Below are 22,252 nucleotides of genomic sequence, written 5' to 3'. Positions count from 1 at the left end.
AAAAATTGAAAAAATTCCCAAATTATATACAAACCGAATCTAAAGATTGTGGGCCAACATGTTTAAAAATTATTGCCAAATATTATGGTAAATCTATTAAAGTACAGGAATTAAGGGATTATAGTGAAACCACTAGGGAAGGTAGCAATATGCTAATGCTTAGTGATGCCGCGGAGAAAATTGGTTTTAGGTCAGTAGGTGTAAAATTTTCATTAACAAAACTAAAAGAAGCGCCACTACCATGTATATTATTTTGGAATAAGAATCATTACGTAGTTCTTTATAATATTAAAAAGAGTATCTATTATATTTCTGATCCTGCAATTGGATTATTGGAATATGATGAACAATCTTTTTTAAAATTGTGGATTGGTAATAATGCCAATGAAACAACTAATGAGGGAATTATTTTATTAGTAGAGCCTACATCAAAATTTCATTTATCAGAATTTGAAAAAACTGAAGATAATACTTTTGGATTTTCCTTTCTACTTAAATATATCTATCCATATAAGGCTTTTGTATTTCAATTAATTATCGGATTATTAGCTGGAAGTTTGTTAGATCTTATATTTCCTTTTCTGACACAAAGCATTGTTGATGTAGGAATTCAAAATCAAAATATCCACTTTATTTATCTGATTTTATTTGCACAATTATTTCTCTTTGTTGGAAAAACAGGGTTAGAATTGATAAGGAGCTGGATTTTGTTGCATCTTTCGACAAGAATAAGTATATCCTTAATATCAGATTTTTTCATAAAATTAATGAATTTACCTATTTCTTTTTTTGATGTACGAATGACTGGTGATGTTATTCAACGTATAAACGATCATAATCGTATCGAAAGAATACTTACAACATCATCATTAAATGTAATGTTTTCATTAATTAATATGTTTATAATGGGCGCCGTTTTAGCATATTATAGCATGAAAATTTTTCTTGTCTTTTTTCTAGGCAGTTTTTGTTATTTTCTATGGGTAGTTGTATTCCTTAAACGACGTGAAAAATTAGATTATAAACGTTTTTCCGAGGTTTCTCAGGAACAAAGCAAAGTAATCGAACTGATTAATGGAATGCAGGAAATAAAACTTCATAATGCTGAAAAACAAAAGCGATGGGGGTGGGAATATGTACAAGCAAGAATATTTAAAGTTCAGGTGAAAAGCATTGTTTTAGAGCAAACTCAAAATATAGGTTCTAATTTCATTAATGAGATAAAGAATATTGTGATCATCTTTTTGTCCGCAAAATTAGTTATTGATGGAGAAATTACTTTGGGTATGATGCTTGCAATAAGTGGTATTGTTGGGGGTTTGAATGGGCCAATTTTACAGCTTATTAATTTTATTCGTGAAGTACAAGATGCAAAAATATCATTAGCTAGATTGTCTGAAATACACGAAAAAGAAGATGAAACTCAGCAAGAACAAAACCAAGCACATGAGATTCCTGAAAATAGTGACATTATAATAAAAGATGTAAGCTTTAAATATATTGGTTGTGATACCAATGTCTTAGAAAACTTAAATTTAACTATCCCGAGTAATAAAATTACTGCTATTGTTGGTACTAGTGGGAGCGGCAAAACAACTTTGATGAAATTACTGTTAAAATTTTACGAACCCAATAGCGGAAGTATAAGTCTTGCAAGCGAAACTTTCAATTCGTCTTCAGTTAATGAAGTTTCGTCCCTTTACAAAACTAATTCTTCTGTCTCAATGTTAGATCTCAAAAATGTTGCTCAAAAAACATGGAGATCCCACGTTGGAACTGTAATGCAGGAAAGCTATATCTTTAGTGATAGTATTGCTAATAATATTGCTATTGGTGTTGACTCAGTAAATAAAGAAAAATTGAATTATGCTGCTGATGTAGCTAATATTAAAGATTTTATTGGAGACTATCCGTTAGGTTTTAATACTAAAATAGGAATGGAAGGTGTTGGGATGAGTACAGGACAAAAACAACGATTAATGATTGCGAGAGCAGTTTATAAAAATCCCGAAATGTTATTTTTTGATGAAGCTACAAGTGCACTTGATGCAAATAATGAAAAAGAGATAATGCATAAATTAGGTATCTTTTTTAAAGACAAAACAGTAGTGGTTATCGCACATCGGCTAAGTACTGTTATGAATGCTGATCAAATTGTAGTTCTGGAAAAAGGTAAGATTGTTGAAAGGGGAAATCATAAAGAATTAGTAAAGAAAAAAGGTAACTACTATGAATTGGTTAGAAATCAATTACAATTAGCAGATTAGATTTTTGTAAAATAGATAGTTTATTAATTTTTTTAATTAGAAAAAATGCCGGAGAATGTATCTATAGAGTTAAGAAGTGAAGAAGTACAAGATATTCTTACCAAAGTACCACATTGGATGATTAGATGGGGTAATTTAATGATTTTTGGAATCATTTTAATGTTGTTTTTTACTTCATGGCTTATAAAATACCCAGATGTTATTACAACTCAAATTATAATAACATCAAATATTCCACCTGAAAAATTAGTTGCTCGTAAGTCTGGTAAAATTGAAGCTATTCTTGTTAAACAGAATAAAATTGTTTCTAAAAACACACCATTAGCAGTAATTGAAAACGCCGCGAATTACAACGATGTTTTGAAACTAAAAAGCATTTTAGACACAATGAATGTTTATAAAAATAGGTTTCCATTTGATAAACTAAAACATGTTCAGCTTGGAGATGTAGAAAGCTATTTTGCTGTTTTTCAAAAGGAAAGCAGTGCATACGACTTGAATGTGAAATTACAACCCTTTAAAATAGAAGGTGTCGCACAAAGTTATGAATCGATTCAGTTAAGAGAAAGATTAAATTTACTTGAATCACAGAAAAGTATTAATCAAAGCGAGCTAGTTCTACAAAAAAATGATTTAGAGCGATATGAGAATTTGTTTAAAAAAGGGATTATAGCCGTACAAGAATTAGAGAAACACAAGTTAGAATATCTTCAAGTTGAAAGAAATTATAAGGTTTTATTAAGTTCTATTTCCTCTTTAAAATCATCTTTAATTGAATTGCAAAGGAGTAGTAATAAAACTAAAATTAATGAAAATATAGAAAATGTTGACTTAGAGCGTAATTTAATACGTGCATTTTATCAACTAAAAAAAGCGATTAGAGATTGGGAACTAAATTACATTTTGCGTTCTTCTATAGATGGTAAAGTTAGTTTTTTACAACTTTGGGCAGAAAATCAGACTGTAGATGCTGGAGAAAATGTATTTGCTATAATTCCATCAAATGAAAAAGGATATATAGGAAAAGTGAAAGCTCCTGCACAAAATTCAGGTAAAATAAAAGTTGGTCAAATAGTTAATATAAGGCTCGCAAATTATCCAGATCGTGAGTTTGGAATTATAAAAGGAATTATAAAAGGAATTTCATTAACACCTGATAAAGATGGTAATTTATTAATTGATGTATTATTACCGAATGGTCTGGAAACATCTTATAAAAAACAAATTGTTTTTTTACAAGAAATGAACGGTACTGCCGATATTTTGACTGATGATTTACGTTTGATTGAACGATTATTATATCAATTTAGAGATATTTTTAAAACTGAATAGACAGTTTAATAACATTTGCTTAATTGATTAAAAATTAAGTAATAGATTTTGACTATTAGAGATTAGTTTTACTTATAATTGATTTATCAAACAATTTATATTTCTTGAATTATTTTAATATACAATAATGTTATAAAACTATTTTTATGCCTTTTTCATTAAAATAAAAGATATCAGGGATAGTAGAACTAGCATTTTTATTTTTACATTTTACTTTATAATCAATCATATCATAAAACAGACATTCAAATTTGTCATCATAAATTATTAATCCGTTATCCCATCGTATTTTATTAGACATTCCTCGTATAATTAAGCGATCAAAAAAAGCTTTAAAACTCCCTTCTTTATTTCCTTTTTTTGCAAGATATGTCATGCTCTGAAGATTGTTTGGGTAATCTAATATTGAATGCCCTAAACCTAATTCTTCAAATAAAAAGTTGCATTCATCAAAAGAAAAATATTGTTCATTCGTGAGAATGTATCTATAATCTCGACTTTTCATAAAAAGTGTATTCATTTGCTGATTATTTCGGAATAAGCAAAATGTACCCATAATAAAATCTTCGCGACTAGTTAATATGTCATAATTTTGTAAAAGCTCATCTGTCATAAATCCCCGGATATTCCCATATACCATGTCGATGTCAGCATGACCCCAAAAATCATATTTTGAGATAATTTCAGGAAATAAGAAACCATATGCGGGTTTAAAATCGTTTAATTTGTATGGGGTGTCTAGTGCCACTTGAAATCCTAATCTAAAACTTGCATTATTTTTAAATTCATCAAATGACTTATTAACTACTATCACATTCGACGGCTTGTTAGGTATTATAGTTTTATTTTCAGTTATTATTACGAAATCTATAGAAGGGTTATATTTACAAGATTTTATAAAATAGGGTAAGTACCAAGGATAATCACCGTACCAGCATGTTAATATAGCAATTGAAGGGGAGATCTTCATATATTTTATAATTTAATGTATTTAGAAAATATTATTATCTTTTTAATGGTATCAAAATTTAATTTAAATGGAAACTAAAAATCATCTACACTAGATCTTATTAAAATTAAGAAGATATTCTTATAAAATTAAAAAAAAATTGAATAAAAAGTTATACGGAAATCTCGTACTGTTCTTGAAATTTTGAGCTATAATTAAAAAAATCAATTTTTCAGGGACATTAAAAATTTTCGAGAACATAAAATATTATTTAATGAATTCGTGACAAACAAAATAAAAAAAATTAAGCTTTCTTTATCTTTTATTTAAGAAAAATCTTAGAACTAAAAAGTTTTCTTTGACTCAAATTTTCAAAGACAACTTTATATGCAGAACCAACTTATTCTTCTATTTTTATTTTTAGGATCAACTACAATTTTCGCTCAAGGAAAAAATAAAATCATTTCAAAAGATTCCTTAAAATCGGAAACCATTGACCCGCTTCGTCCTGCAAAGGCTGCATTTTATTCGGCTGTCTTGCCAGGTTTAGGTCAAGTTTACAATAAGAAATATTGGAAGGTTCCTTTAGTTTATGGGGCAATTGGCACGAGCACTTATTTTTATATTGACAATCAGAAAAAATATAATTTATACAGAGACGAATACAAAAATAGGCTTGAAGGTAAAAAAAGTGATTCTGAATTTTTAGCACGTTTAACAGAAAGCCAATTGACATCTGCTCAAAAAGAATATCAGCGATACAGAGATTTATCAGCTCTATTTATAGTTGGATTTTATGTTTTAAATATTATTGATGCCAATATAGATGCGGCTTTATCGCAATTTAATGTAGATGAAAGATTGGCATTTAAACCTGCAGTTATAAAAAACGATATCACATTTAAGAATGATTTTGGATTCGCTGTGAATTATTCGTTTTAGAAAAGAGTTGCCACGAATTTGCTTCTTCTGTTCGCTATCGCTCGAGTCGTGGCAAAATAAAATAAAAAATGGCGTATAAATCTCATACGCCATTTTTATAATTAAATTAAAATCAGATTATTACTCTAATTTTAGATAATGTAAACCTTTATTTCCAGAAACAATTATTTTAGTTTTAGCAAAAGAAATATCATTTATAACAGAACCAGCAGGAAGCTCTAGTTCTAGTTCCCAGGAAGCACCTGAGTTTTTCGTTACAAACAATTTATCTCCAGATTGAATATACCATTGTGTTTCTGTTCTAAGAAAAAAAGCTTTTACGTCAGTTTTTACCGGACTCCATGTTTGAAGCATATCAGTAGAAGCATATAATGTTTTATCTTCATTATTTAGTCCAAATATTTTATTGATATTTACAAACTTATAACTAGAAGGATATATTTTTGAGTTGATTTGTTTAGAAATAGAATCTTTTACAACCCAGTTGTTGTATCCTGTTTCAGATTGTAGGATCACGTTTTTGGAATTGTATACACCATTTTTAGGAGTATAAAGTACTCCAACCTGATAAAATTTATTGTCAGATACTGATTTTCCAAAAGCTGAAATTGACAATCTAGTTCCTACACCTCCGACGCTGCCAGTAATGGTAGCCCAAGCAGGAGGATCGCTTTTAGTAATTGTTGCACCTTTATCGGCTGTGTAAATTTGACCGCTAATCATTGTTGTCAGAATACAAATGTTATTGTCTAAATAACCAATTTTTAGACCATTAATGGCTGGGCTAAAATGATTATCAACATCAATTCTTTTTTGTGTTTCAAAACCATTGTCAGTAAAAAAGCCAGCAATAGTATTTGTTAAAGCTCCTGTTTTATCGTCAATCATTCTAAAATCACCATAACTTCCAGACTGATTGATATAAACTTGTTCATAACCTGTAGATTTAGCTTCTAGTTTTTTGGGAGCACCCCAAAAACTTCCATTATCAGATGTAATATTGTTTACAAACGAAAATATAGTTTTACTATTGTCAAGAACGCTGGATGACTGGATGTCTAAATTTCCAAGTGTTGTTAATTTTGTCCATCCCTTTGTTATGCTATAAAAATTGACAACGCTACTATTTACATTTTTTATTTGCACTCTTAAAGTGTTAGTGCCTGTTATTAAACCATCTGGAATAGATAATACAATTTTAGTGTTTGAAATTTCTTTTGCAGTTACCTCTGTTCCGTTAATAAAAATTTTGGTTGGATAATCTTTGTTTAAAAAGTTAGTTCCCGTAATTTCAAAGGTTTCTCCAATTGTAAGAATTTCAGAAGAAGTGGCAGAAATTGCAATAGGTAGTGGCTCCGCTGCAGCTGGAGTGTCATCACCAGAATCATTGCTAGAACAAGAAGTAAATATCGTCAGTCCAGACAAAAGGATTGATAATAGGAGTAATTTTTTTTTCATTATTTAGGGATTAAATTTCTCCGCAAAAAAATGAAATAATATAATGAAATCTATACGGGAAACCTCATTTTGATTGTTTATCTAAAAAAGGCATATGGAAACTTCATATGCCTTTAAATATATAGATTATAATGAATTATTTAACGATCAGTTTTTTGGTCACATTAAAATCTTTAGAAACAATGTTCACTATATAAATTCCTGTAGATAAATGATGATTAATTTGTCCTGAAGAAGAAAGTCTTTCTGTCAAAAGAGTTCTTCCGTTCAAATCTGAAACGAAAATTTCAGCAGAATCTCCACTTGCTAGTTCAGGCATTAAAATATTAAATTCATTGTTAATTGCCGGATTTGGATAAATACTAATTGACGGTTCAGTTTTCGAAACTTCTTCAACATTTAAAGCCATTTTTGATGTTCCAACCGTAGTTGGTTCCAATTGCCATTGAGCGCTGTACCAGCCGTCTTGTGAATTTCCGTATTGCGCAGAACCTGTCTGGTTTTCGATATGAATAATATTTCCTGTCTGCCACCTGTTTCTTAAACGAACCCAAGTTCCATCAATATAATCGCTAGACCATTGTGCGCTCCAAAAAGTAGTATCGGTAATGTTGCATTGTACATTTCCTGTCTGGCCTTCAATATTCATTAATTCTCCTGTTGCAACGTTTTTAAGAACAAAATATGTGGCATCAATAGCGATTTTCTGCCATTTATAATTATTGCCAGAAACGGTTGTTCCGTAACCTGTATTTGTTCCTGCGTCAGATAAATAGGCGCCTGTCCATCTGTTTTTGATAGTGTAATAATTTCCTCCGCCAGAAGCTGTTGTAACCGATACCAAACAAGTGCTGGTTTTATTTCCGTCAACAGTTGTAACGGTAATTGTCGCCGTTCCATTCGCTACAGCGGTAATTAAACCAGAAGCATTTACAGTTGCTACAGCTGTATTGTTTGAACTATATGTTACCGATTTATTAGTTGCATTTGCAGGAAGAATTGTTGGGGTTAATTGCTGTGTTCCGCCAATGTTTAATGAAGCTGTCGTTGGACTTAAACTAACACTAGTAACCGCAACACCAGTTCCTGGATTAGAATCGTACCAAGCGCTGTTCATGTACCATCCGTTTTTATCTCTGCTTAAATCTGCAGTTTGGTTTGTTCCATCATTGAAAATTAAATTGGTCGAAGTTACATTGGTAAATGTATAGCTGTACCATCCATTTCCAGCGTCCGTCATATTTACTCCAGGCCAGTTTACAGTAGCTAAAACTCCTGTTGGTAAAGTATTCCAATAGTAGATTTTAATTCCAGTTCCCCAATTTGATGGTTTGTAGAAATAAACCGTAAAATTGGTATTCGGATTAACTGTAATTGTAGCCGAAGCTGTTTTGTTTCCGTCTTGTGTTGCTGCTGTAATCGTTGCATTTCCTGCAGAAACCGCTGTTACAAGTCCGCTTGAATTTACCGTTGCAATTGCGGTATTGCTTGAAGTCCACGTTACATTTTTGTTTGTTGCGTTTGCAGGCGAAATTGTCGCTGTAAGCTGTTGTGTATTTCCTGCATATAAACTTGCTGAGGTAGGAGATATCGCTACAGAAGAAACTGGAATTGCAGCAACAGTTATAGCCGAAGTTGCTGTTTTATTTCCGTCAACTGTTTTTACTGTAATTGTTGCTGTTCCTGCTGCAACAGCCGTAACCAATCCAGATGCATTTACCGTTGCCACAGCCGTATTACTTGAGGTCCAAGTTACGTTTTGGTTTGTTGCATTTGCTGGAGCAATCGTTGCATTTAACTGCTGTGTTGTTCCTAAACCAACTGTTACTGTTGTCGGACTAACAGAAACTCCTGTTACCGCAACTACCGGTGCATTTGTATTGGTTAAAACTAAATATTCGTAAGCAGCAAAATTACGTGTAGAACCTGCAGTTAAAGTCACAGAAGCATTATTGTTGTAAGGATTTACATAAGTTCCTGCCAAAGCCGCTGGAATAACATACGACTTTGCTGCATTTCTCAAATTCGACATTACGATTACTTTTTCTGAACCTAATGTTTTTGTAAAAATACTAATGTCATCGTTGGCATACGTTGTTAAATCACCTCGTCTGATGGCGGCACTTGTAGTTCTAAAGTTTAAGATTTTGGCAAAATCTGCAGCGGCAGTTGGGTTTTGAGACCAGTTGAATTTAAAGTTTGTCCAAGGCCAATCGGTTTTTGGTTCGTAGTCGATTTCTTGTCCGCTCATTAAAAAAGGAACACCTCTCATATAAGCTGAAACTAAGAAATTAGCAACAATTCCGTTGTGATTTTTAAATACAACAAATGGCCTTCTCACACCATCATCATTGGTGTATGTATCATGGTTTCCAGTGTATCTAACGATTTGCTGATTTCCGGTTGCTTTAGCGTATTCGTAAGTAGTCTGATCTTGAATTCTTTGAGAAACAGGTCCTCCGCCAGCAATATCATACAAACCTGCATGAAACCATCTGTCTCCATAATTCATATCAAAACCAACCTCAAAGTTTTCTTGTCTGTCTCCTTCGGCTAACATTAATAATTTATGAGATGTAATTCCGCGAAGATTTGAATTAACTTCTGACCAGAAATCTAAAGGAGGATTGTTCGCATAATCGCAACGGTATCCGTCAATATTGGCCGCAAAAATCCAATAGCGCATAGCGTCTTTAATCGCTGCTCTTGTTGCTGTACTATTTAGATCAAGTGCTGCAATATCGGAGAAGTTACCTAATTGTTGAATCGTTGTACCGCTTCGTTTGTAATATTCAGGATGTGAAACCGTCCAGACATTATCCCAAGAAGTTCCATTGATGGCAATATCCAAAATTACAGCCATTCCGCGACTGTGTGCGCCATCAACCAAAGTTCTTAAATCGGCCAGCGAGCCATATTCAGATCCGACAGCTTTAAAATCTTTAATACAATAGGGTGAAGCCGAACTTCGGGAATCGGTTCCGTGGGGGAAAATTGGCATTAAATAAATCACATTCGTACCGAGTGCTTTAATATTGTCTAATCGGGCAGTTACTCCTGCTAAATCTCCGTTGGCACTAAACGGACGAATATGCACCTGATACATGTTGATATCTCGTGTATCTGGCACGCCAGCAAATGGTGTCCCGTACTGCGCAGGATCTTGTGCATAAACTGAACCTGCAAACAATAATAGAAAGCAAAATATTGCTTTGGTAATATGAAATAATCTAGGGGTAATTTTGATTTTCATAATAATAGTTTTTTGCATACTTGTCGGCATTTCTAACTAAAATTCATTCTCACTCGCATTGTTTTTAAATTCGACAAACATTTGTGGTTAATAGTTTTCAATAGTAAGTTTTTTGAGCCCGAGTTTGGGCAATAGTTTTTCTGCCACGAATTCACGAATTAAGTATTTATGTGAAAATCTTAATTTGAAAAATTCGTGAATTCGTGGCGAAAAAAACTTAGTAATCTGTTAATCTATAATTTTTTCAATCCTTTTAAATCTGAAGCAGTTCCTTCTTTGATGCTGATGGCAACACCACCGCCAGGAGCTAAATATTGCTTCAGTTTACTTTTTGAGTTTACGATAACTTTAGTAACAGTATATTTCTGTGGATTCTGATTCCAATTGGCGTCTTTAGCATCGGCATAAATTGTGGCAACGAAATTTTTTCCTGCAGGTAAATAATCAAATGCAATGTTTGCTGTTCTTACATTTTCATCTGTAATTCCGCCAATAAACCATTCGTTTTTGCCTTTTGCTTTACGGGCAATTGTAATGTAATCTCCAGGTTCAGCTTCCAAAATATAACTGTTATCCCAATCTACGGCAACATCTTTAATGAACTGAAATGCATCTGGGAATCGCTCATAATTCCCTGGAATATCAGCAGCCATTTGCAGCGGACTGTACATAGTTACATAATAAGCCAATTGTTTTACTAAAGTGGTGTTTACTCGTTGTAAACTTCCTGTTCCGTAATATGAAAGATCGGTCTGGAAAATTCCCGGTGTATAATCCATTGGACCTCCCATTAAACGGGTAAATGGTAAAATTGTAGTGTGATCTGGAGCTAATCCTCCCATAGATTCGAACTCAGTACCGCGCGCTGATTCCTGAGCAATCCAGTTTGGAAAAGTTCTGTTTAATCCTGTCGGGCGAACAGCTTCGTGACTGTTGACCATAATTTTATAATCGGCAGCACGTTTGGCAACATTAATGTAATGATTCACCATCCATTGTCCGTCGTGATGTTCACCACGCGGAATAATCTGTCCTACGTAACCTGTTTTTACAGCATCATAACCGTTATCATTCATAAATTGAAAAGCACGATCTAGACGACGCTCGTAATTGGTTGCCGATCCAGAAGTTTCATGATGCATAATAATTTTTACCCCTTTTGAAGCTGCATAAGCATGAACTGCTTTTACATCAAAATCAGGATAAGCTGTTACAAAGTCAAAAACTTCTTCTTTCCAATTGCCAATCCAGTCTTCCCAGCCAATGTTCCAACCTTCGATAAGAATTGCATCAAAGCCATTTTTAGAAGCAAAATCAATGTATTCTTTTGCACGCTCTGTTGTGGCTCCGTGTTTACCGTTTGGAGTAAGTTTCGTAAAATCATCCGTCATTTTTACGTTGTTTTCTTTTCCAAAAGCCCAAGTACTTCTTCCTGCAACAAAATATTCCCACCAAATTCCGATGTATTTCACTGGTTTAATCCAAGAAACATCTTTGTAACTTGTTGGTTCGTTTAGGTTTAAAATTAATTTTGAAGCTAAAATATCTGTTGCTTTATCACTTACTACAATTGTTCTCCATGGTGTTTGAGCATCAGTCTGCATGTAGCCTTTTGCACCAACGGCATCTGGTGCCAAATGACTTGTCATTTTGTTAGTTTTAGCTTCAACTTCAAGGTACATTGCGGGATAGTTAATTAATCCTGCTTCGTGAATATTAATGTATAAACCGTCATCTGATTTCATCATTGATGGCGTTTGTACAGACAATTCTTTTATTGGCTGTTGTGCATTAATTTCAATAGTTGCTTTTTTCATCAAAGAAGGAATTTCTGAAATCTTTGATGTCGTATAAGCATATTCGTTGGTGTCATAATCTCCTGGAATCCAGAAAATTTTATGATTTCCTGCCAATTGAAATTCGGTGCGTTCTTCTTTAATTACAAAATAATTCAGGTCATTTTGTTTAGGAAATTCATATCTAAATCCCAATCCGTCGTTGAATAAACGGAAACGAATTCTAATAAATCTGTTATTGTTTTTCGCTTGCGCTAAAGTGACAACCAATTCGTTATAATGATTGCGAATTGTTTTTTCTTCTCCTAAAACCGGATTCCAATTTTCATCAACAGAAGATTGTGCTGTATTTGTAATGGTAAAACCATCCATAAACGAAGCGTTGTTTTTAAGCTCTAAACCCAAAGAACTTGGCTTAATAACTGGTTTTTGTTTGTATGATAATTGGTAAGACGGGATTCCGCCTTCTTTTAATTCAAATTTTAGAGAAATATTTTTGTCTGGCGAAGTTATTTCTTGTGCCTGAAGTGAAAATACACTTAGGATAACAAAAAATAAAAGCGCTGTTTTTTTGCTCAAACGCATTTGAAGCAATGTTTTTTGGGATTGAAAATTCATTTTATTTAGTTTTTTGCAAATCTAGTTTTATTAGAAGCGTTTATTGTTTTTTAAGTATTAAATATTGATAAGCTTCTAAATTTAGTTCCGCACCAATTGCAATTTGATTTCCAGTTAATGCATCTGTCCAATTTGTGTTGGCTAAAGCTGTAGGAGCAGTATATTTAAGTGATTTGTTTTTAATGTTGGCAACAATCAGAACTTTATCATTTGCAGTTTCCATTGTAAATACACTAACATCATTACTGCTATATCCGGTTAATTTTCCTTTTCGGAGTGCTTCACTAGAATTTCTAAATGCGATTATTTTCTGATATTCTAAAAGCATTTCATTATCTGCTGTAGACCAATCGATAGGAACATTGTCAAAATAATCGATGCGTTTGTTGTACCCAATTTCCTGACCGTTGTAGATCATAGGGACAGATTTCATGCTTGATGCAATTACAAACGCTGCTAGAGACCCTTTTTTTCCTCCAAAAAGTTCAAGCGGAGTTCCGTCAGAAAGATTAACGTCATGATTTGTTGTATAACGCACAATTCGTTTTGAGGCATCTAATTGGCCATATTCTTTAGAACTTTCTGTTTGAAGATAACTTGCAGGTTGAGCTTCTGCGAATACTTTTTCTAAAGCGCCAAAATAGGTAAATCCAAAAGTGTAATCGAATCCTGCATCAAAATGATTGGCTCTAGTGCCTTCTGCCATTAAAATCATTCTCTGATTTTTAATTTTACGGATTTTAGCAATCGCTTCTGACCAGAAATTCATCGGAACCATATCGGCTGCATCACATCTAAATCCGTCAATATTGGCATTGTAAACCCAATATGACATGGCGTCAATCATGGCTTTTTTCATTTCTGAATTGGTGTAATTTAACTGCGCCACATCTTGCCAGTTTGTTCCAGGCGGAATCGTAATGTTTCCGCTGGCATCTTTTTGGTACCAATCAGGATGCGTTGTAATCCATTGATTGTCCCAAGAAGTATGATTGGCAACCCAGTCTAAAATCACCGCCATATTTTTGCTGTGTGCATCAGTAACCAAAGCTTGAAGATCTTCTAATGTCCCATAATCAGTATTAACGGCTTTGTAGTCTTTAATAGAATAAGGCGAACCTAATTTACCAGCCGTTTTTATTTTTCCAACAGGATAAATCGGCATTAAATAAATGACATTGGCACCTAGTTTCTGAATGTCTCCAAGTCGTTTCTGAACACCTTTCAAATTTCCTTCTGGACTAAAAGAACGCACATTTACCTGATAAATTACGGCATCTTCGTTGGCTGCAACTTTATCAAATGGTGATCCATACTGCTGATATTCGTTTCCTGTTCCTGTATTTGGATCTGGTTTCGGATTTTCTTCAGAAGAACTGCACGATACAAAAGCTATTGAAAGCAGTAAAGCAAGAAAAATATTGGAGTTAGACTTCATAATTTTAAAAATTAAATTGGATAGGTTTTGAGCGGCAGTTTTATTTTTTTAGATAACCTGCCTTTTGCTCAGAAAGGCAGGTTTCACTCAAAACTAATCTAACAAGTATGAATGTGCTAGATTATTTTTTAACTATACTGCATGTTGCTGTTGCAGGATAGCCATTTGTATTTGGATCTGTTTCTTCAATAGTGAAGGTAACCTCATAAGTTCCTGCTTCAGTAATGGTATAAGAACCTTGATCGTCTCGATTAATAGTATTTGTTGTAGCATCTTTAGGTCCGTAATTAACGTCCCATTTGTTGTTCAATCTGAATTTTAATGCTCCAGGAACTAAGTCTGCTGTTACTTTCCATGTTTTAGTCTGGTGATCATAACTCATTGGCGTGCTGTTGTCCCATCCTCCAGATTGAGCAGTTCCAACAATTCCCCATGAATAAGGAGTAGCAGACCATTTTAGCGTGTTCAAATTTACTTTAATTTGGTATGAACCTGCACTTGGAAGAAATAAATTATCATCATCCATTCTAACTAAATCTTCATTAGTAGCACCTGCACCGTAAAATTCAGCCCATGTTCTGGCAGTATTTAATTTGAATGCTAGTGCAGTGCCTTCAGCAGTCATGTATCCTTGATAAATTCCTTTTTCAATTGCTGTTAAAGCTGAAGCAGTTTCAACTGCCCAACCTTGATAATCTCCAGGCATATAAATTTCGCCAAAAACAACTGCTTTTTCGTAAGGAGTAACCATTATCTCAATTGGATCTGAATAAATATTTCTGTCCATGGCAGCCACGACTCTTACGGCTAATTTTCCTTCTACATTTGGTTGTATTCCTAAATCAGTTGCAATTTTATTCAAATCACGAACAGTGAAAGATTTACTCAAAACATCATTTCCAGCTTCGAATACTTTAGCATTTAACCACGCCTTTGCACCAGTAGTATTTGCTGGTAGATCAAATTGTACCGTATATAAAACGGGAGCTTCAATTGGGAAAACAACAGCTGGCCAAGAAATAGTTGTTGCAGTATCGTCAGCGGTATCTTCTGTAAGCACAATTTTACTAGAAGAAGATGTAATTGCAGCAGGAAAACTAACCGATTTTAAAACGGTTAATTCTGCGTCAGATTCACAAGAAGTAGTCACGATTACTAATGCAAGTAATGCGACTAATTTATTTATATATTTTTTCATAATATTTAGCTGATTTAGTAACCTGGATTTTGTTTAAGTCCTGGATTTGCATTTAAAGCTGAAGTTGGGATAGGGAATATTTTTCTATATTCTTCTGAAGCACCTTTGAATTCATTTGGCAACAAAAATTTATCAAAACGAATCATGTCCTCTCTACGATGCCCTTCCCAATTTAATTCACGTCCTCTTTCATCAAAAATATCATCAAGAGTAGGGTTTGAAGCTAAAGCAGCAAGACCAGCTCGAGTTCTAATAGCATCAACTAAAGGTTTAGCTGCTCCTGCATTGCCCAAACGAACATTACATTCGGCTGTCATTAACATAACATCAGCATATCTGTAAATTGGGAAATCATTTGAAGCTCCGCCACCGTTCATTGAACCTGCTGGATAAAACTTAACATTTCTAACACCTTCCTGGGCACCTGCTCCTGGATTATCTAATGAAGTGATGTCTAATGTATAATTTACGTTACCTGGTTGCGGCCCTAATAAGAATTGTTTTTTACGAATATCTTTATCGTCATACTTTAGGTAAAAATCTTTTGGAATAACAGATCCGTTCCAGCCACTATAACCAAATAAAGCATTAGCATGTGGCCCAATCAAACTACGTACTGTAAAAATATTACGACCCACAACATCAACGGTAGTATAAATAGATAAAATAGTTTCATCTTGTGGACTTACATCTCCAAACAATTCGTAGTATTTATTTCCTAATGGACTTGAAGCATCTGAAAGAGCGGGATGTAATGAGAACCCTCCGCCATTTACAACATTACAAGCCGCCAAACATTCTTCCCATTTTGGAGTTCCAGTTAAAACACCTGCATTCAAGTATACCTTAGCAAGCAAAGTATATCCAGCCCATTTATTGAATCTGCCGTAAAATTCGCCACCCTTAGTACCTGGCAGTAGATCAACATTTGCCTTTAATTCTGATACTACAAAATCAAATACTACTTGACGACTTGCTTGTGGAATTTTGTCAACAGTAATATTGTTATCTGTGTAAAAAGGAACACTTCCAAAATCATCAATTAATAAATAATAGAAAAAAGCTCTTAAAACTTTAGCTTCAGCAATTTTTGATGCATCAGCTTTAGAGTCTTCCAATTGTTGTATTGCAAGGTTGGCATTGAAAATTGATTTGTAAAGCCAGTTCCATGTATTTCTAACTACTTCATCTGTTGGCAACCATTGATGTTTGAACAAAATTGCAAATTCAGTTGACCAGTCACCTGTATTTCTGTGAGGAATAACTTGATCATCAACACACATGGAATTTAAGTCATACCAACCCATATCGGCGCCGGCATAACCAACACCATTCCAATTACCAGGAATCTGTGCATATACACTTGCTAAGGCTATGTCAGCTCCTTGAGGAGATCCATAAAAATCCTTTGCAGGATATTGATCATACACGTTTTCTTCAACATTGGTGCAACCTGTCAAAGCAATGAAACAAATGCTTCCTGCTAAAAATATATTTTTTATTTTCATTTCTTTTACTATTTAAATTTAACGTTTACACCAAACGAAATGCTTCTGGTATGAGGATAAATTCCTCTGTCTCCTCCAAAATAATCATTTACGTCACCACTACCACTTAAGTTAATTTCAGGATCAATACCTGAATATTTTGTGATAAGGAATAAGTTGTTTCCAGTAAGAGAAAGTCTAATTGACTCTATAAATCGATCTTTAAAGCTAAAATTGTATCCTGCAGTAACGTTTTCTAAACGAACAAAAGAACCATCTTCCAACCATAAATTTGAAGAATATTGCGAGGTGTAAATACCTAAATCAACAGCACTTTGTAAAACATTGCTTTTTCCTATGTTTTCCATATAACTTGAACGTTGATTTACAGTGTTATAAACTTTATTCCCTCCAGATCCTCTTAATAATAAAGAAGCGTCAAACTTTTTATATCTTAAAGTTGGATTGAATGCAAAAGTATAAGTTGGTAAAGCAGAACCTTGCATTACACGATCCAGACTCATACTGCCTTGGTCAATAACACCATCACCATTTTGGTCTACTACCGTTTCAGCGTTAGCAGCATCTTTACCTAGGTGTTGTAAAATATTAAATGTACCAATTGGTTGTCCTTTTATCAAATAAGAATTCGGTGCACCCCAACTTACATAATCTGTATTTAATGCTACTCCATTGATACTTCCGCTTAGGTTAAGAACCTCATTACTCATAAAGGAAACATTTCCTGCCAAAGTAAAAGTTGTATTTTCATTACGAATTACATCATACGCCAGAGCAACCTCAAGACCTTTGTTTCTTATACTACCAACGTTAGCTTTAATTTTGTCATGTGGGTAAGGAGGCTGAGGTACTGTATAATCAAATAATAAATTATCTGTTGTTGCAGTATACACATCAACTGTACCTCTCAATCGGCTGTCAATTAAACTAAAATCAAGACCAATATTGGTTTGTTTTTTTGTTTCCCATTTCAAATCTGGATTGCCATTTTGAGTGATGTTGTAATTTGGAATTTGAGAACCTCCAAAATAAGTTGTCCCCGAGGCACCAACCAAAGAAAGAGAACTTAGAGGTTTCAACCCTTGCTGGTTTCCGGTAACACCATAACCTACACGTAGTTTCAAATCATTAACTACAGATTGATTAGCCATAAATGATTCTTTAGCAATTTGCCAAGCTACAGAAGCAGATGGGAAATTACCCCATTTGTTATTTTCTCCAAATACAGAAGAACCATCACGTCTAATACTTGCTGTAACCAAATAACGATCTAGTAAAGAGTAATTTACTCTTGCCAAAAAAGAAGCTAGAGTTCTATCCTCTTTAGAAGATTTAATGTCACCAGGAAGAGCTTTAGTAATGTCGCCTAATTGAAGGTTATTATAAGTTGCTAAATCATTAATAAAACCTCTTACTTGAGAGTAATTTTCTTGCTTGCTTTGGTACTGCCATTCGTACAAGGCCAAAGCATTAATAGAGTGAACTCCAAATGTTTTTTTGTAATTCAAACTAATATCCATTAATTTCTCTTCCTGACGAGTATTATTAATATTTCCAAAACCTTTTTGGTTAATTGCGTTTGCATCTGTAGATTTTGCTGGATTATAAAAACCGATTGAATTATTTGCTTTTCTCCAGCTTCCAAACCAACCAGCCTGTAAACCATCAACGATATCTAAATCTGCTTTAAGGCTTCCGAATAAATTATCATATTTTCCCTCATTAGTAATTTCTTGTTGAGCCGCATAAGGATTCAAATATTGAAATAGGTTAGGATCTGTATAATAAGTTGTCCCATCTGATTCAAATACAGGATCAGTAGGACGCATTTGATAGGCCTGAGAAATTAAGTTTGAAACCTGATTTACTCTACCGATACTTTGTACACTGCTGGCCGTATTACTAATTCCGTTAGTTAAACTATAAGTTAAAGTTAATTTGTCATCCAAAGCTTTTTGAGTGGCTTGTAATCTTGCAATATATTTTTTATTGTTAGAGTTAATTACAACACCGTCTTGCAAAATAGCACTTACAGATCCGTGGTAACTGAATTTATCAGTTCCGCCACCAAACGAAAGCGTATGTGTTTGTGTAAACCCTGTTTGTGTTAAAATCCCGTACCAATCTGTATTTGCACCATGATTTGCAGATGCAGGAACCCCAACACTTTGCGCTGCAGTCCACCATTGATCAGCATTTAGAAAATCTAATTTTTTTGGAATAAAATCGATAGAAGAAGAACCTACATATTCAAAAGTTGTTTTTCCTGTTTTATTCGTTTTAGTTCTTACGATAATTACTCCAGCAGCTCCTCTAGATCCATAAACGGCTGTAGCTGAGGCGTCTTTCAAAATATCGATAGATTCAATTTCTGTTGGAGGAATAGAATTTAGTAAATCTAAATTTCCCTGAATTCCATCTACTACAACCAAAGGGTCGCTTCCGCCAATTAAAGAACTTACTCCGCGAATGCGCACACTTGGACCAGAACCCGGTTCGCTACCAATTTGGTTAATATTTACACCTGCAGCTTTCCCTGAAATTAATTGCAACGGATTTACAATTGCACCTTGATTCATGTCTTTTGCATTAATTGTAGAGACAGCTCCAGTAACGTCTTTTTTAGAAACAGAACCATAACCAACCAAAACAACCTCTTGTAAATTGGTAGCATCAGGTTCCAATTGAATATTTAAAACGCCATTTCCAACAGGAACTTTTTTAGTTTTATATCCTACAAAACTTACCAAGATTACAGAAGAACTGCTTTCGACAGTAAATTTAAATTTACCATCAAAATCGGTTACAACACTGTTTTTTGTACCTTCTTCGATAATAGAAGCTCCAGGAAGCGGAGCACCATTTTCGTCGGTAACAATTCCAGAAATTGTTTCTTTTTCATCGTCGATATTTTGCGTTTTTAGTTCAGGTTTTTTTAGGATAATCTGTGTGTCGCGAATTTTAAATTCGGTTGGGGTTCCTTTAAAAATTCTGTCTAAAACTACATATATCGATTGCTCCTTTACAGAAATGGAAACCGTTCGATCTAAGTCGACATCATTCATTTTATAGATAAATCTGAAATCTGTTTTTTGTTCAATGGTCTCAATAACCTTTTCGATTGTTGAATTGTTTAATTCAAGGGTAACTTTTGTTTTTTGAGCATAAGTACTTGCTTTGATATTAAACATGGCGACCAAAATAAGTAGAGTAGTTAATTTCAATTTTAGGTCATTTTGGAACAATGAGTATAGAAACCCATTATTCTTAGATTTTTTTTTCATAATTTTGTTAATTGATTGTAGTTAATTCGTTATATTCAATCACTTAGTTAATCGGAAATTGTTCGCAGCTCTTTCCGATTTTTTTATTCCCGTAATGTTATCTCATCATATATTGTATTGGTTTTATGGTTATTTAATTAGTATTTGATTGTTTTTTATAGTGTAATTAATGCCATGAACATCATTAAAATAACTCATAACATTCTCAATTGATTCTTCTTTAAAGCTGGCATTGAATTTCTCGTTAGCCAATTTTTCATTTTTATTAATGATCGTTACGTTGTATCGTCTTTCAAGTTTCGTGATAATATTTTTGAAAGTCATATTTCTAAAAGTCAGACCGCCATCTATCCAAGAAGTATAGATTTCTGTAGCAACCTGTTTAGTGAAAATCGAAGTATTTTCTTTGTTGAAACTTCCTTTATATCCCTGTTTTAAGATTGTGTTTTTAGAAGCATCAAATTCTTCGTTAGAACGATACATTCCAACAGAACCTTCAACCAAAACTACATCGGTAACCGCATCTTCAGGATAATTAGAAACGTTGAAATGAGTTCCTAAAACGCGTACATTTAAGTTGTCAGCATTTACAATAAAGGGATGTTTCTTGTCTTTTGCGACGTCAAAAAAGGCTTCTCCGTCTAGATAAACTTGGCGATTTTCTCCAGCAATAAATTTTACAGGATATTTTAAAGTAGTTCCAGAGTTTAAATGAACCATCGTTCCATCAGACAATTGCAGACGGAATTTTTTGCCAAACGGAATTTTAAGAGTGTTGTAAGCTAGTTCATCAGAATTAGCTTTATTTTCGTAAACTAATTTATCGCCGCTTTGGTTTCCGATAATATTTCCATTTTTATCGCGAACTTGAACTTTACCATTTTCAGAAATAATCTGAACACTTCCGTCTTCCATTTGTAAAACAATATCAGTGCTTTTAAAATCGAAAGGGACTTCGGCAGTTTTATTTAGGAAAACTTGTTTGTAGCCAAAACCAACTCCCAAGAGAACCAAAACGGAAGCTGCAATAGCAATATATTTTCTATAATTTGATTTTCTAGGCTGTAACTCTATAATGGTTTCTTGTTCTTTTGACGCAGATAAAATATTGTCAAAAATAGAATCTGCTTTTTGCTCATCCATTTTTGGCATTTCGCCCAATAGATTTTTTACTTCTTCAACAGTCGGAAATTCTTCAGTAAGATTGTTATTTCGACAATAGGCAACAACTTGTTCTGTTTCCTCGGCAGTACATTGATTTAAGATAAACTTCTCTAAAAGCGTTTTTATTTCAGAATTTGAATTCATTAAGAATGTTTTTTAGGTTCTGTGTTTCTATAATACAGTTGAAAGAGATTTAAGTACTACTCAAACGTTATAATTTTTTAAATTTTAACATTTTTAATCGCATATTCTTCTGATTTTTAGAGATTTGAGTTGTTTTGTTTTTTTGAAATAAATTTAAATAAAGTGGTTTTGCTATAGATTAAAAGAAATATAATCTGTGAAAATCCTTTAAATCTATGGCAAAAAAGTAATCAAAAAAAAATCACTCCGAAGAGTGATTTTAAGGGCAATATTTGTGGTTTTGGTTAGATAATTTCATCGTGAAGTTGAAAAAAACCGCGCATCGATTCGAGCGCTTTACTCATTTGGTTCCGGACTGTATTTATCGAGATTCCGAGTTCCTCGCTTATTTCTTCGTAGCTCATTCCTTTCTTTCGCGACATTTTAAAAATTTGCCGTCGTTTGGGCGGGAGCTGTTTTATAGCTTGTTTTTGGAGTTTTTTGCAGTCTGCTTCGCGAACAGCATAATCTCCGTATTCATGTGTTTTCTGACTTTCGTAGAAAACAGCTTCTTTCAATAAAATTTCATTAGTAGCCTTATTCAAAACATTAAAAGCCTGATTTCTAGCTATGGTAAAAATGTAGGATTTAAAAGATTGTTCTACATCTAAATTTTCGCGATTGAGCCATACTTTTAAAAAAACATCCTGTACATTTTCCTCCGCTGCCTCTTTTGATTTTAGAAGACTGATGCTGTATCCATAAATATCTTGGCGGTACAAATCAAAAAGTTGGCGAAAGGCTTTTTCGTTTCCTTTTTTGAGTTCACTTACCAATAATTTTTCACTATGGTTGGCCGCTTCTAACAATTTAATTGCGTTTATTTAATTCCAATGGTATTAAACTATCAAATGCGAGGTCT

The 22,252-nt window shown here is 33.5% G+C and carries 13 protein-coding genes; 3 read left to right on the top strand and 10 right to left on the bottom strand.

Features of this window, described 5'->3' with window-relative positions:
- The first annotated feature begins 5 nt into the window (after positions 1 to 5).
- Together JI750_RS04105 and JI750_RS04100 are read left to right on the top strand one after the other, a co-directional pair.
- Complete coding sequence (locus JI750_RS04105; RefSeq protein ID WP_201999079.1) at positions 6 to 2,267, top strand: peptidase domain-containing ABC transporter; 2,262 nt, start codon at positions 6 to 8, stop codon at positions 2,265 to 2,267.
- A 45-nt stretch (positions 2,268 to 2,312) separates the two neighbouring features.
- Complete coding sequence (locus JI750_RS04100) at positions 2,313 to 3,599, top strand: HlyD family secretion protein (protein ID WP_201999078.1); 1,287 nt, start codon at positions 2,313 to 2,315, stop codon at positions 3,597 to 3,599.
- A 130-nt stretch (positions 3,600 to 3,729) separates the two neighbouring features.
- On the opposite strand, the gene JI750_RS04095 is transcribed toward JI750_RS04100, so the two are convergent.
- Positions 3,730 to 4,569, bottom strand: coding sequence for a DUF6625 family protein (locus JI750_RS04095; RefSeq protein WP_201999077.1), 840 nt, complete (start codon positions 4,567 to 4,569; stop codon positions 3,730 to 3,732).
- A gap of 366 nt (positions 4,570 to 4,935) precedes the next feature.
- Between JI750_RS04095 and JI750_RS04090 the strand changes: the two genes are divergently transcribed.
- Complete coding sequence (locus JI750_RS04090; protein ID WP_201999076.1) at positions 4,936 to 5,490, top strand: DUF5683 domain-containing protein; 555 nt, start codon at positions 4,936 to 4,938, stop codon at positions 5,488 to 5,490.
- A 120-nt stretch (positions 5,491 to 5,610) separates the two neighbouring features.
- Here JI750_RS04090 and JI750_RS04085 read toward each other — a convergent pair whose 3' ends face one another.
- The 9 genes from JI750_RS04085 to JI750_RS04045 form a co-directional block, all read right to left on the bottom strand.
- Positions 5,611 to 6,948: an IPT/TIG domain-containing protein gene (locus tag JI750_RS04085; RefSeq protein WP_201999075.1), complete on the bottom strand. Its 1,338-nt coding sequence runs from the start codon at positions 6,946 to 6,948 to the stop codon at positions 5,611 to 5,613.
- Between the two features lie 136 nt (positions 6,949 to 7,084).
- A complete protein-coding gene (locus JI750_RS04080; RefSeq protein WP_201999074.1) occupies positions 7,085 to 10,201 on the bottom strand; it encodes an Ig-like domain-containing protein in 3,117 nt (1,038 codons plus the stop codon).
- Between the two features lie 233 nt (positions 10,202 to 10,434).
- Positions 10,435 to 12,582: a glycoside hydrolase family 97 protein gene (locus JI750_RS04075; RefSeq protein WP_201999776.1), complete on the bottom strand. Its 2,148-nt coding sequence runs from the start codon at positions 12,580 to 12,582 to the stop codon at positions 10,435 to 10,437.
- 73 nt (positions 12,583 to 12,655) lie between these two features.
- Positions 12,656 to 14,053 carry an alpha-amylase family glycosyl hydrolase gene (locus JI750_RS04070; protein WP_201999073.1) on the bottom strand — a complete coding sequence of 466 codons (1,398 nt, stop codon included), beginning with the start codon at positions 14,051 to 14,053 and terminating at the stop codon, positions 12,656 to 12,658.
- 121 nt (positions 14,054 to 14,174) lie between these two features.
- Positions 14,175 to 15,251, bottom strand: a complete 1,077-nt coding sequence (locus JI750_RS04065; RefSeq protein ID WP_201999072.1) for a SusE domain-containing protein — start codon at positions 15,249 to 15,251, stop codon at positions 14,175 to 14,177.
- 14 nt (positions 15,252 to 15,265) lie between these two features.
- Positions 15,266 to 16,759 (bottom strand): RagB/SusD family nutrient uptake outer membrane protein, encoded by a 1,494-nt coding sequence (locus JI750_RS04060; RefSeq protein WP_201999071.1) that lies wholly within the window; start codon positions 16,757 to 16,759, stop codon positions 15,266 to 15,268.
- A gap of 8 nt (positions 16,760 to 16,767) precedes the next feature.
- Positions 16,768 to 19,983: a TonB-dependent receptor gene (locus tag JI750_RS04055; RefSeq protein WP_236672970.1), complete on the bottom strand. Its 3,216-nt coding sequence runs from the start codon at positions 19,981 to 19,983 to the stop codon at positions 16,768 to 16,770.
- Between the two features lie 189 nt (positions 19,984 to 20,172).
- Positions 20,173 to 21,351 (bottom strand): FecR family protein, encoded by a 1,179-nt coding sequence (locus JI750_RS04050; RefSeq protein ID WP_201999069.1) that lies wholly within the window; start codon positions 21,349 to 21,351, stop codon positions 20,173 to 20,175.
- Positions 21,352 to 21,635: 284 nt separating this feature from the next.
- A complete protein-coding gene (locus JI750_RS04045) occupies positions 21,636 to 22,199 on the bottom strand; it encodes an RNA polymerase sigma factor (RefSeq protein ID WP_201999068.1) in 564 nt (187 codons plus the stop codon).
- Between the last annotated feature and the right edge of the window lie 53 nt (positions 22,200 to 22,252).

Origin of the sequence: Flavobacterium tagetis (assembly GCF_016735615.1) — a bacterium.
GTDB lineage: Bacteria > Bacteroidota > Bacteroidia > Flavobacteriales > Flavobacteriaceae > Flavobacterium > Flavobacterium tagetis.
This window is presented reverse-complemented; position numbering and strand designations above follow the sequence as displayed.

Coding starts and splice junctions, on each gene's coding strand:
- JI750_RS04070 (WP_201999073.1), bottom strand. CDS start 14,053: ATGAAGTCTAACTCCAATATTTTTCTTGCTTTACTGCTTTCAATAGCT.
- JI750_RS04090 (WP_201999076.1), top strand. CDS start 4,936: ATGCAGAACCAACTTATTCTTCTATTTTTATTTTTAGGATCAACTACA.
- JI750_RS04095 (WP_201999077.1), bottom strand. CDS start 4,569: ATGAAGATCTCCCCTTCAATTGCTATATTAACATGCTGGTACGGTGAT.
- JI750_RS04080 (WP_201999074.1), bottom strand. CDS start 10,201: ATGAAAATCAAAATTACCCCTAGATTATTTCATATTACCAAAGCAATA.
- JI750_RS04060 (WP_201999071.1), bottom strand. CDS start 16,759: ATGAAAATAAAAAATATATTTTTAGCAGGAAGCATTTGTTTCATTGCT.
- JI750_RS04065 (WP_201999072.1), bottom strand. CDS start 15,251: ATGAAAAAATATATAAATAAATTAGTCGCATTACTTGCATTAGTAATC.
- JI750_RS04050 (WP_201999069.1), bottom strand. CDS start 21,351: ATGAATTCAAATTCTGAAATAAAAACGCTTTTAGAGAAGTTTATCTTA.
- JI750_RS04085 (WP_201999075.1), bottom strand. CDS start 6,948: ATGAAAAAAAAATTACTCCTATTATCAATCCTTTTGTCTGGACTGACG.
- JI750_RS04100 (WP_201999078.1), top strand. CDS start 2,313: ATGCCGGAGAATGTATCTATAGAGTTAAGAAGTGAAGAAGTACAAGAT.
- JI750_RS04075 (WP_201999776.1), bottom strand. CDS start 12,582: ATGCGTTTGAGCAAAAAAACAGCGCTTTTATTTTTTGTTATCCTAAGT.